The organism is Agrobacterium sp. DKPNP3, from assembly GCF_052686535.1.
Map to the genome: position 1 here is coordinate 1 of NZ_JBQYSN010000117.1, position 12,259 is coordinate 12,259.

Sequence of the window (12,259 nt, forward strand, 5' to 3'; positions counted from 1 at the left end):
AGCCGCTGGTGCTGCCGAAGCGGGTGGCGGGGTAGAAGCCACAGGAGAGTCATTAACCGTTGGCGCTGCCGAAGAGGGTGCCGGGGCGGCAGCCACAGGAGATTCACCAGCCGCTGGCGCTGGCGAAGATGTCGTGGTGGCGGGAGATGTCGAAGCACTGGAGGAGCCCGAGGGCGAGGCAGACGTTGAGGAGGTAGATGACGTAGACGATGAAGAAGACGAAGCAGAACTACCGGAGGATGTCGGAGTAGGAGTTGAAGTGCCTGATCCGCTGGTAAGGTCGATTCCTCGTGGCTGCCTGCCGCCGTTACCCATATCTCCGGATGCCGACGCATCCACGTCGTCCAAAGTGGTGCTTGGGCCGGATGTCCCGGTATCCGCAAGCACGATGCGGGCAATATAGGGCGTGTTGTTTCTCGTCTGGCCGACAATGATATTGCCATCGGCACTGACGCCCGTGGCGCTACTTGTGAAGTCGCCGGTGATAGAGACACCATTGCTGCGCAGCCAGTCCTCGACGGAAACCATGCCCGTCGCCTCCGTCCAGCGGAAGCCGCGCTGACCGCTGGCGGCTTCCCAGTTCCCGACAATGACGGAACCGTCTGCGCTCATGGCATAGGGGAGGGAGCCAGTTCCGCTCGGAGTTTCCTCAAGCGGCTGCAGAGAGCCCGTCGCAGCGTTCCATCTGAAGCCGTGCCATTCTTCAAAGAACATTGTTAAGGGCCTGACGGGATCGCGTTTAGTAATGATTTTGACGTCGCTGTCCTCATCGACGCTGCCCATTCTGTCGTCCAATGCGTCGATGGTAACCTGATTGATAAATCTTGAGGCTCCTGCGACAATCGTTCCGTCCTTATTGGTCGCAAACGCGCGCGCATCGTAGGAACCGGGAAGTGTTCCAATATCGATAGCACCATCCGTCGCGGTCCAACGAAAGGCGTGCATGTTGGTCTCGGTATAGTATTCCCCAACAACAACCTTTCCATCGAGGCTGACGTCATTGGCAACGGAAGAGGTTACATTGGCGGGCATGTCAATTGCCGTCATGACGCCAGTCGCCGCTGACCAGCGAAAGGCTCGCTGCACTTCGGCATTTGTGGATACACCAACGATGATCGACCCATCGGCACTTACGGCCATGGCGGAGGATTTGCCGGTCCCCGTTAGCGTGCCAAGTGTCCGCATTCCGGTCTTCGTGGTCCAGCGGAAGGCTTGGTCGCTGTTGGAGGTGCCCACGATCACGGAGCCGTCCACATTTGCCTTCTCCGCGCGCCCACCATTTTTTTCAATCCCACCATCAATATAGCGCAGCTTTCCTGTCGCTGCTTCCCAGCGAAAAGGTCGCGGGCCACTGCTGAAACTCGAGTATCCGACCGCGACAGACCCGTCTCCGCTGATGCCTTTGACGAAATTACTGTCTGCTCCTTCTAGCCAGCGAACGTAAGGCGAGCCTGGAATGTCACCTGCCGTGGCGGCACAGTTCAGTCCGAGCAACATTGGAACGGTGAAAAAAAATGTCAGAGGTTTCGGTGACAGCCAGCCCGTCATCAGGCGCGACGACGGAAACGCAGGGCGGCGCGGCACTGGGGCGTTCAGTGCAAAAGGTCCAACCAAGTTTTTGTGTGAAACGGAAATCGAGTGAGGCTGAAAGATTGCTGATGTGTTGCCGCGCATACCCACCTATTCTCCGGTGTCGTACCCTGTGACGAACCTAGACAGGGTTCAACGGACTAAGGGTAGAAATATCTGTGGATGGCGCATCATGCCCATTTGCGAATAAATGAATGAATTTAAGAATTAACTGTCGAATATCTGTTTTAATATTTTCTAAGTAAGATAAATGTTATTATTTCTTATGTGGTATATTTAGTATATATGTTATTAAATAACGACTTAGCTCTCAAGTAATTTGTTTGAATTGATGGTGATTCGTCAAGACCCGTGAAGAGTAAGTTCGCGGGCCTACTTAATATTTGGTGTATGAAGTTGTGTACTTAAGAATAAGCTTCTTAAAGCTGCTCGATCATCGCCGCGGCGGCCGAGACGGTCGCCTGGCCGGGGTTTTCTTCGACGTTCAGCGACTTTACCACGCCGTCTTCCACCAGCATCGAATAACGCTTGGAGCGAACGCCGAGACCGCCGCCGGAAAGATCGGCATCGAGGCCGAGCGCCTTGGTGAAGGAAGCGTCCCAGTCGGCAAGGAAGTGGATTTTGCCCTGGCCGCCCGACGATTGCGCCCAGGCGCCCATCACATGCCAGTCATTGACCGAGACGACGGCGATATCGTCCACGCCCTTGGAAAGAATGGCGTCGCGGTTTTCGAGGTAACCCGGCAGGTGGTTCAGCGAGCAGGTAGGCGTGAAAGCGCCGGGCACGGCGAACAGGACCACTCTCTTGCCGCCGAAAAGTTCGTCCGTCGTGGTGTCAACCGGGCCGTCGGCCGTCTTTTCCTTGAAGGTGGCGGAAGGCAGTTTGTCGCCGATCTTGATGGTCATGTCCGTGCTCCTGTGGCGGTTCGGTTCGCGCGACTATAAAGCAAGGAAATGAAGCCTGTCATGCGGTTTTCAAGGTAAATTCCACCGCTTGAACGCCCCTTAAGGTTTTGGAAAATTCAGCACGGTTTCCATTGCCCGATCGCCGGATTTCACGAGGATGGGCCAGCTGTTGCCCTGCACCTGATACGTCTTCGGAAGCCCCTTTATGTTCATGTAAAAGGAGAGCTTGCGCTTGTCGCGAACAAGGTTTTGCGGCTCGTAATAGGCAAAGCCGGAGGGGCCGGCGATGAAGATTTCAGTGCCCTTCGGCGCATTTTCCGGAAGCTGCAACTGCACGCCGAGCATGGTCTTATCAGGCGTAATGTGGAAATCAACGACCTTGAAATCATCGGATGCCGCTTCGGGCAGAGTTTCACGCGCCTCCTCCAGAAGCCGGCGTTCCTCACTGTCATCGTCGCCAACCTTGCCGCGATCGATCGAAAACTTCGCCTCGAAAGGGATGCAGATATTCTGGCAGACGCCGATGAAGGCGGTGAGATCTATTTTTGCGCCAGCGGCCGGATCGACGACTTTCAACTGAAAAGGCAGGCTGACGGCGTGGTCGTAACCAATATCGGTGAGTTCACCATTTTCAATCAGCTTGGGAACAGGGTAGGCCATGCTGGTCAGCGTTGCGCCGCTTGCCGGATCAAGCGTGATCTTCGGGGGAATGCCGGCTTCACCCGGTTCGCGCCAATAGGTGATCCAGCCATCTTTCGGTTCGATTTGCAGCACGCCGCGTATGACGCCGTTGGCGTCCGCGGCAAGGCTTGCCACGCGCATCTGGCCACCTTCGCTTCTGGCCCAGTCGGTTATTTCGGCCCTGGCGACTTGGGTGCCGCCGAGGGAGGCGACCAGCGCGGCCGCGAGGCGAAGATGCGAAAATCGGGAAAATAATGTGACGTTCATGTTCTCCCGTCTAACCCAACACGGCCCTGCGGGCCAGTTACGAATTCGTGGGATTCATCATTTTCGGTTGATTGATCGGGCGGGATGCCGCATCCTGTCCTTTGTCGAAGTGCGAACGCCGTTTCCGCCATGCAGCGGAATTCGGCCTGCTGGAGGCGCCGGTGAGCTTTTCAACCCTGATGGACAAACGCGAACGTGGCTTTCTCGATGGTCAGTTCCTCATCGCGATGCCCGGACTGGATGACGGCAATTTTGCCCGCTCGGTGATCTACATCTGCGCTCATTCGGATGCGGGCGCCATGGGCTTCATCATCAACCGGCCGCAGCAGATCACCTTTACCGATATCCTTCTGCATCTGAAACTTGTGGACAGCAACGATGCCATCATGCTGCCGAACCGCACGCGCGAATTTCCGATCCAGTGTGGCGGGCCGGTCGAGTCCGGGCGCGGCTTCGTGCTGCATTCCGATGACTACTTGAGCGAATCCAGTATTCCCGTCAGCGATGATATTTCATTGACGGCAACGCTCGATATTGTCCGCGCCATTTCCAACGGCCGCGGCCCGCAAAGGGCAACCATGATGCTGGGCTATGCCGGCTGGGGGCCGGGCCAGCTGGAAAACGAGATCGCCAACAATGGCTGGCTGAACTGCCCCGCTTCGGAAGAGCTGATTTTCGACCGTGGGCTCGATAATAAATACGAGCGCGCTCTGGCGCTCATGGGTGTCGACGCCCGCATGCTGTCGGCGGATGCGGGCCACGCCTGAAGCTTTATATTCGGCCTTTCCAGTTGGAACCAAAATTGCAGCCCTGACGTTACTATGCCGAAAGCCGGACAGAGAGTACGGCTAAACTAGGGAGTAGTAACATGGGTAGCACATCTGACAAGATCGCCGGTAAAGCCAACGAAGTTGCTGGCAAGGTGAAGAAAAACGTCGGCGAAGCGACAGGCAATAACGAGCTTCGCGCCAAGGGTGCCGCCCAGGAAACCAAGGGCAAGGTTCAGTCGTCGGTCGGCAAGGCCAAGGATTCCGTCAAGGGCGCCGTCGACCGCATGTAAACGTTTCGACGCATAGCGCCCCTCCCAAAACGTGGCGCTCGGAGCGCATGTGTTACCGCACATGCGCTCTTGTCGTATGCGGGGAGCGGTGGTCCGTCACCAGATCGGCACGTTCATCCCCTACGTCTGCCTTATCCGTCCATTCCGGGATTTCACCGATGAAGCTTTTTTCCTGCGCGTCCTGCGGCCAGCCCGTTCATTTCGACAATCGATTCTGCGTCGCCTGCGGCCACCGTCTGGCCTTCGTGCCGGAGCGCCTTTCCATGGAAGCGCTGACACCGGCGGGGGAACCAAACTGGCAGTTGGTGGCAGCGCCGGAAAAACAGATCCGGTTTTGCGCCAATGAGGTGAACGACATCTGCAACTGGTCGGTGCCGGCTGAGAGTGAGAGCGCTTTCTGCCCCGCCTGCAGCCACAATCGGCTCGTCCCGGATATCGCGACCGAGCAGGGGATCGAGCAATGGCGGCGCATCAGCCAGGCGCAGAGACACCTGTTCTATTCGATTTTGCGTCTTGGCCTGCCGCACCCCAACCGTGATGCGGACCCGGCAGGCGGACTGGTGTTTGACTTTCTGGTGGATGAGGTTGCCCCCGATGGCTCCGTTATTCCGGCCATGACCGGTCACGACGAGGGCCTGATCGCCATTCGCGCCGCCGAGGCGGACGACGTGACGCGCGAGCAGGTCCGCGCCAACATGAACGAGCCATACCGCACCATGCTCGGCCATTTTCGTCACGAGGTCGGCCACTTCATCTGGAACAAGCTCGTGCGCGACGCCAATCGGCTTGAGGCTTGCCGTGCCGTGTTTGGGGACGAGCGCGCCGATTACGGTGAGGCCTTGCAACGCAATTACGATTCCGGCCCGAACCCGGACTGGCAGCAGAATTTCATCAGCTCCTATGCCTCGGTCCACCCGTGGGAAGATTTCGCCGAATGTTTCGCTCACTACCTGCATATCGTCGATACGCTGGAGACGGCGCGCGCCTTTGGGGTGGCGATTGACCCTGATGGGCATGAAGAAATGGCCGCTGAGGTGACGTTCGATCCCTATAAGGCGCGTAGTGCCGCGCAGCTGGTAAAAGCATGGATACCGCTCAGCGTCGCCATCAATTCCATCCAGCGCAGCATGGGGGAGGCGGACCTCTATCCCTTCGTGCTGACGCCGCCGGTGGTGGCGAAGATGGAGTTCATTCACGATCTCCTGCATGGCAAGGTGGCCGCGGATGAGTCAACACAGGTGCAGGCTGCGCTGGTTCAGTGAACAGTCGACAAGCTACGAGTAACAGTCGGCAAACGCGCCGTTTCCTCCTCCCGCCATGCCGGACTTGATCCGGCATCCAGCCAGCCCAAATCCTTGGGCTGAAATGACTTTCTCGCCGCGCCGACGCGCGGCGGCTGGATTCCGGCTCAAGGCCGGCATGACGGAGTTAGCCTACCTCGCGTCCAATACTCCGCTTACGAAGCCCGCTTCGTCGGCTGGAACCGCTCTCTCAGCAACTTCAGCGCCGCATCGCCCGAAACCGGCGTGCCGAACAGGAAGCTCTGGCCGAAATGGCAGTTCATGCGCGCCAGTTCGGCCGCATCCTCAGGCGTTTCGATGCCTTCCGCCACCACCTGCATGTCAAGCGCCCGCGCCATGGCGATGACGGAGCGCAGCAGCACGTTCCGCTTGTCGCTGGTATTGGCCACCAGCGCCTTATCGAGCTTGATCGTGTCGAAGGGGAAGCGGGTAAGATAGGCGAGCGACGAATAGCCGGTGCCGAAATCGTCCATGGCGAGGCTCAAGCCCGTTTCCTTCAGCTTGGAAAGCACAAGCCGCGCCTGTTCCGGGTTTTCCATGACAACGGATTCCGTCAGTTCCAGCTTCAGCTGCTGCGGGTTGCAGCGCGTGCGGGTCAGCATGCCACGAACGTCGTTATAGAGTTCGTTGTTCAGCAGCTGCGCACTGGAAATATTGACGGAAATGAAGATCGGCATCTTGTCGATGGCATGTTGCCAGTCCATCAGGTCTGTCGCTGCGCGTTCAAGCGCGAACATGCCGAGCGGCTCGATCAGGCCAGAGGCTTCGGCAATCGGAATGAACTCACTTGGCGGAATATTGCCACGCTTGGGGTGCTCCCAACGCATCAGCGCCTCGAAACCGGCGAGCTCGCCATCGTCGAGTTTGACGATCGGCTGATAGGCAAGCGACAGCTCCTTGCGCTCGATGGCGCGGCGAAGGTCGCTTTCCATCTGCAGCCGGTCGGTGCCCGAGGTGCGGAAGGCGGGGCGGAACGGCTCGACGCGGTTGCCGCCGGCGCGCTTGGCGCGATACATGGCCAATTCCGCATCGCTGAGCAATCCGGCCGCACTTTCCTGCTGGTCGATCCACGACACGAGCCCGATGGAGGCAGTCAGGATGATTTCGCGATTGGCGAAATTGATCGGCACCATGATCGCCTTGTTCACCGCATCGGCGAAATCGGCAACCCGCTGCGGATCGCGCTCCGAGGTCAGGATCAGGCCGAATTCATCGCCGCCAAGACGCGCGAGCGTATCCTGCGGTTTCAGCAGCCGGCGCAGACGCCGCGTCAGCGCAATCAGGATATTGTCACCGGCGGCGATGCCAAGCGTATCGTTGACCAGCTTGTAACGGTCGATATCGATCGCCATCACGGTCGGGCGAACGCCCTCGCTGTCCGGCGAGAGATTGAGGATCGATTGCAGCCGGTCGAGGAAAACCTGCCGGTTCGGAAGCCCGGTCAGATTGTCGTTCATCGCATCCTGCAACAGTCGCTCGACCGAGTTTCTCTGCTCGGTAATGTCGGTGATGGTGCCGACGCAGCGGATGATTTCGCCGTTGGAGCCGAGAACCGGACGCGCGCGGATTTGCAGCCAGTGGAAATGACCATCCTCGGCGCGAATGCGGAATTCGTGGTTGAGGCGGCCCTTGCGATGGTCGAGCAACACATCGAGCGTCGCCTTGAAGCGGTCGCGGTCATCAGGATGCAGACGCGGCAGCCAGTTGCGCGCAGCACCATGCATGGTGCCGGGCTCCAGCCCGAGCCGGTTGGAAATGTCAGGCGTGGTAACGATGCGGTCACGCGTCAAATCCCAGTCCCAGACCGTATCGCCGCTGCCGGTCAGCGCCAGCGACTGGCGTTCGAGATCGGAGAACAGTCCCTGCTGATAGGCGCTACCCGCAAAGGCGTGCTGGATGACGGTAAAGCCGATCAGAAGCACGATCAGAACCAGCCCGCCGCCAAGGGCAGGCTGCACGATGTCATTGTCGAGCTGACCCGTCACCGTCAGCCAGCTGCCGAACAGCCAGACGAGGATCAGCGCCCAGGATGGAACGAGCAGGATCGCCCGGTCGTATTTGTTGAAACCGAGATAGATGATGAGCGCGATACCCGCCGTTGCCGTCAGGGCGAAGGAAACACGCGCAATACCCGATGCCACCGAGGGGTCGTAGATCGCCACGCCGAACAGCAGCGCCAGTCCCACCACCCAGGCAAAGGTCGCGTAACCCAGATGCGCGTGCCAGCGGTTGAGATTGAGATAGGTAAAGAGGAAGACCACGAAGCTGGAGGCGAGCGCGACTTCGGCGCCCGCCCTCCATATTCGTTGATCGCTTGAGGTGACGGTGATGAGCTTTTCGAGAAAACCGAAATCGACGCAGATATAGGCAAGCACGGCCCAGGCGAGGGCGGCTGACGCGGGAAGCACGGACGTTCCCTTGACCACGAAAAGAATGGTCAGCAGCACCGCCAGCAGGCCGGCAATGCCGAGCACGATGCCGCGGTACAGCGTGAACGCGTTGATCGTGTCCTTGTAGGCTTCCGGTTCCCAAAGATAAATCTGCGGCAGCTGCGGTGTGGAAAGTTCGGCGACGAAGGTGATGACCGAGCCGGGATTGAGCGTAATGCGGAACACGTCCGCATCCGGGCTTGGCTGGCGATCCAGCGCAAAACCTTCACTCGGCGTGATGGCGATGATGCGCTGCGAGCCGAGATCGGGCCAGAACAGCTTGGAATTGACGAGACGGAAATGCGGCGCGACGATCACGCGCTCCAGCTGCTCTTCGGAGACGTTGGCGAGTGCAAAGACCGCCCAGTCGCCCTGGTGATCGTCGGAACTGGCGCGAACTTCAATACGGCGGCGGATGCCGTCAGGGCCGGGCGCAGTAGACACCTGAAAGGCTTCGCCCTGATTGGCATAGATGTCGGTGGTCGCGGTAAGATCGAGCGCCGTGTCGTCACGGGAAATCTTCACCGGTTCGAAAGCGTAGGAATGAGAGGCGAAAAGCACGAAAAGCAGGAAAAACGGCACAGCCAGTGCGAATGCCGCCAGACGTTTCGACAGGCACGGCGCAGAGTGATTGTAGGTCATGTATCGTACTTCGTTCCGCCGGAGCTTTGCTTGTCGGCAAGAAGGGAAAACATCATATGATCCCGCCATTGGCCATTGATTTTCAGATATTCCCGCAAGAGACCTTCCCGCTGGAACCCGGCATTTTCGAGAAGCCGGATGCTTTTGAAGTTTTCCGGAATACAGGCTGCCTCGATACGGTGCAACTGAAGTCCGTTGAAGATGTAGGGTATTACCAATTTTAATGCGGCAGACATATGGCCTTGTGCCGCGTAGCGTTCGCCCACCCAATATCCGACCATGCAGCTCTGCGCCGCACCGCGTCTGATATAACCGATGGTGATGCCGCCGACGAGCAGCGCTTCCTTCTGAAAGAGCAGGAAGGAAACGGCCGTGCCGGAGGAAAATTCCTGGCCGTTGCGTACCACACGCATGCGGAAGGCGCCTTCGGTCAATTCGTCGGAGCGCCAGGTCGGCTCCCATGGCTGCAGAAACTGGCGACTTTCAGAGCGCAGGACATGCCATTGCTTGAAATCGCTGTAGCGGGGCAATCTGAGGAGATGATCGGCACTGCGCAATTCGGGCGTGTCGCTATGTCGGGAAAGAAAACGCAGCATTCACGATCCCTGTGCGGCAAACATCGCCATCCGCAAGCGGGATGGCGAAAGAGATGAGCGGTCTCCGCCTTTAAATCCCGCCCTCATGTCGGTTTATCCGTTCGCCTTTATCCTTGCGGGCTGCTGCGCGGAAAGCGCGGCGGTCATGTCTGAGAGCGGCGGCAGATGTTCGAGCGGGCCAATGGCGGACAGTGTCGGAACTGTATCGAAAAACAGGCGTCCTGCAAGATCGGTGAGACGCTCCCGGGTGATGTCCTCCAGACGCGTCATCATCTCCTCATTGGGAATGGGGCGACCATACAGCATCATCTGCCGGGCGATCTGGCCGGCGCGGGCGGCGGGGCTTTCCTGTCCCATCAGCAACTGTGCCCGGATCTGTGCGCGGGCACGGTTGATTTCTTCCTGATGGATAATCTGGGACGACTTGCGCAATTCATCGACGATGACAGGCATCAGCTCGGGCAGATCGTTGCCGCCGGTCGCGGCATGCACGCCGAAGATGCCGGTATCGGAAAAGCCCCAATGGAAGGCATAGACCGAGTAGCACAGGCCCCGGGACTCGCGCACTTCCTGAAACAGGCGCGAAGACATGCCGCCACCGAGAATATTGGCGAGAATCTGCGAACAGTAGAAATCGCGGGCGTGGTAGGCCTTGCCCTCGAAACCGAGCAGGACCTGCGCATCCATGAGGTCGCGGGTCTCGCGGATTTCCCCGCCGGTATAGATCGCCTTTTCCATCACGGGCGGTGCCGCAGGCACCAGCGGCAGCGACGCAAAGCGCTCCTCGACCTGCTTCACGAAGCTTTCATGATCGACAGCGCCTGCCGCGACGACGAAGATGCGGTCCGTCGTATAGTTGCGCGCGAGATAGTGCCTGATCTGGCCGCTCGTGAAAGATTGCACGGTATCGGGCGTGCCGAGGATCGGGCGGCCGATCGTCTGGTCGCGATAGGCGACGCCGGAGAAATTGTCGAAGATCACGTCGTCAGGCGTATCGGTCGCAGCGCCGATTTCCTGGAGGATGACGTTTTTCTCGCGCTCCAGTTCGTCTTCGTCGAACAGCGATTCCGTCAGGATATCGGCAAGGATATCGACGGCGAGCGGCACATGGTCCTTGAGGACGCGGGCATAATAAGATGTGGTTTCCGTCGATGTCGCGGCGTTGACTTCACCACCGACATTTTCGATCTCTTCAGCGATCTGCCGGGCCGTGCGGCGCGCGGTGCCCTTGAAGGCCATATGTTCGAGAAGATGGGCGATGCCGTGCTCGGCATTCGTCTCGTTGCGGGAGCCGGACTTGATCCACACCCCAAGAGCGACGCTTTCGAGATGTGGCATTCTTTCCGTGACAACGGTCAACCCGGACGACAGCCGGGTCAAATTTACTCTCATACTCAACGTCTTTCCGCGTTTCTATTTGCCGGCGCGTGCATGTTGGCCGATGAAGGTTTCCACGGCTTTCAGCTCTGCGTCCAGAATGTCGAAACGCTCCTCCCGGTTCATAATGTCAGCTAGCCATACTGGAAGCGCAGGCTCGATTGCGCAAGCGGATTTTACAGCGGCCGGAAATTTTGCGGGGTGCGCGGTCGACAGGATAACCATCGGGGAGGATGCTTTTTCGTGTTTCTCAGCCACGAAAACGCCTGTCGCCGTATGCGGGTCGATGAGGTAGCCGGTCTTATCAAGCGTATTTCTGATGGTCGCCGCCACCTGTTTTTCGGTGGCGCGTCCAGCACGAAAGTCCTTTTTGATGAACTTCAGCGCCTTGGCCGGGATTTCAAACGCGCCCGACTGCTTGAGGCCGTCCATCGATGACTTTACGGCGGCGGAATCGCGGTCATAGGCTTCAAACAGCAGGCGCTCGAAGTTGGACGAAATCTGAATGTCCATCGAAGGCGAGGTGGTGGGCCTGACGCCGCGCATCTCGTAACGACCGGTCTTCAGCGTGCGCGCCAGAATGTCGTTGTCATTGGTGGCAATGACGAGCTTGTCTATTGGCAGGCCCATTTTCTTGGCGACGTAACCGGCGAAGATATCGCCGAAATTGCCTGTTGGAACCGTGAAGGACACCTTGCGGTCCGGGCCGCCGAGCGAGAGCGACGCGGTGAAATAATAAACCACCTGCGCCATGATGCGCGCCCAGTTGATGGAGTTGACGCCGGAAAGCTTCACGCTGTCGCGGAACTTCACGTCGTTGAACATTTCTTTCACCAGCGTCTGGCAATCGTCGAAATTGCCGTTGATCGCCAGCGCATGCACGTTGGACGCGGTGGAGGTCGTCATCTGGCGCTGTTGCACCGGAGAGACCTTCCCGTTCGGGAAAAGGATGAAAATGTCGGTGCGCTCCCGCCCGGCAAAGGCGTCGATCGCCGCACCGCCGGTGTCGCCCGAGGTCGCGCCGACGATCGTTGCGCGTTCGCCTCGCTCCGTCAGCGTGTAATCCATCAGGCGGGCAAGGAGCTGCATCGCCACATCCTTGAAGGCGAGCGTGGTGCCGTGGAAAAGCTCCAGCACGAAGGTGTTCGGGCCGGTCTGGGTTAGCGGTACGACGGCCGGATGGCGGAAGGTCGCATAGGCGTCATCGATCATGGCCTTGAACTTGTCGGCCGGAATTTCGCCGCCGGTGAAACGGTAGAGAACCTCGAAGGCGACATCCTGATAGGATTTGCCGCGCAGATTGCGGATTTCCTTCTTCGACATGGACGGCCACTCGCTGGGAACATAAAGCCCGCCGTCGCGGCCAAGGCCCGCCAGCAGCGCGTCGCAGAAACCAAGCGAAGGGGCGGCA

Annotated in this window: 9 protein-coding genes and 1 pseudogene; 3 read left to right on the forward strand and 7 right to left on the reverse strand. The window is 58.8% G+C overall.

Annotated features, from left to right (window positions below; all coding sequences use genetic code 11):
• The 3 genes and pseudogenes from ACUTJJ_RS22470 to ACUTJJ_RS22480 form a co-directional block, all read right to left on the reverse strand.
• Positions 1–1,254: pseudogene (locus ACUTJJ_RS22470) on the reverse strand (autotransporter domain-containing protein); the annotation flags it as partial.
• A gap of 755 nt (positions 1,255–2,009) precedes the next feature.
• Entirely contained in the window at positions 2,010–2,495 is a 486-nt protein-coding gene (locus ACUTJJ_RS22475) for a peroxiredoxin (RefSeq protein WP_063947785.1), read from the reverse strand.
• Between the two features lie 99 nt (positions 2,496–2,594).
• Positions 2,595–3,443 (reverse strand): protein-disulfide reductase DsbD domain-containing protein, encoded by an 849-nt coding sequence (locus ACUTJJ_RS22480; protein ID WP_445543483.1) that lies wholly within the window; start codon positions 3,441–3,443, stop codon positions 2,595–2,597.
• 161 nt (positions 3,444–3,604) lie between these two features.
• Between ACUTJJ_RS22480 and ACUTJJ_RS22485 the strand changes: the two genes are divergently transcribed.
• The 3 genes from ACUTJJ_RS22485 to ACUTJJ_RS22495 all read left to right on the forward strand — a co-directional run bounded on the left by ACUTJJ_RS22485 (position 3,605) and on the right by ACUTJJ_RS22495 (position 5,765).
• A complete protein-coding gene (locus ACUTJJ_RS22485; RefSeq protein ID WP_063947825.1) occupies positions 3,605–4,210 on the forward strand; it encodes a YqgE/AlgH family protein in 606 nt (201 codons plus the stop codon).
• A gap of 101 nt (positions 4,211–4,311) precedes the next feature.
• Complete coding sequence (locus ACUTJJ_RS22490) at positions 4,312–4,503, forward strand: CsbD family protein (protein ID WP_063947787.1); 192 nt, start codon at positions 4,312–4,314, stop codon at positions 4,501–4,503.
• Positions 4,504–4,661: 158 nt separating this feature from the next.
• Positions 4,662–5,765, forward strand: a complete 1,104-nt coding sequence (locus tag ACUTJJ_RS22495) for a zinc-binding metallopeptidase family protein (RefSeq protein ID WP_445543484.1) — start codon at positions 4,662–4,664, stop codon at positions 5,763–5,765.
• 194 nt (positions 5,766–5,959) lie between these two features.
• Here the strand turns inward: ACUTJJ_RS22495 and ACUTJJ_RS22500 are convergent, their stop codons facing one another.
• The 4 genes from ACUTJJ_RS22500 to thrC form a co-directional block, all read right to left on the reverse strand.
• Positions 5,960–8,875: an EAL domain-containing protein gene (locus ACUTJJ_RS22500; RefSeq protein WP_445543485.1), complete on the reverse strand. Its 2,916-nt coding sequence runs from the start codon at positions 8,873–8,875 to the stop codon at positions 5,960–5,962.
• The gene (locus ACUTJJ_RS22505) at positions 8,872–9,471 is read right to left on the reverse strand and encodes a GNAT family N-acetyltransferase (protein ID WP_144575565.1); all 600 of its coding nucleotides are present in this window, start codon (positions 9,469–9,471) and stop codon (positions 8,872–8,874) included. Before ACUTJJ_RS22505 ends, ACUTJJ_RS22500 begins: the two co-directional genes overlap by 4 nt.
• Before the next feature lie 93 nt (positions 9,472–9,564).
• Entirely contained in the window at positions 9,565–10,863 is a 1,299-nt protein-coding gene (locus ACUTJJ_RS22510) for a M16 family metallopeptidase (RefSeq protein WP_063947791.1), read from the reverse strand.
• Positions 10,864–10,884: 21 nt separating this feature from the next.
• The coding region (gene thrC / locus ACUTJJ_RS22515) for a threonine synthase (RefSeq protein WP_445543486.1) at positions 10,885–12,259 on the reverse strand (1,375 nt) is incomplete at its 5' end.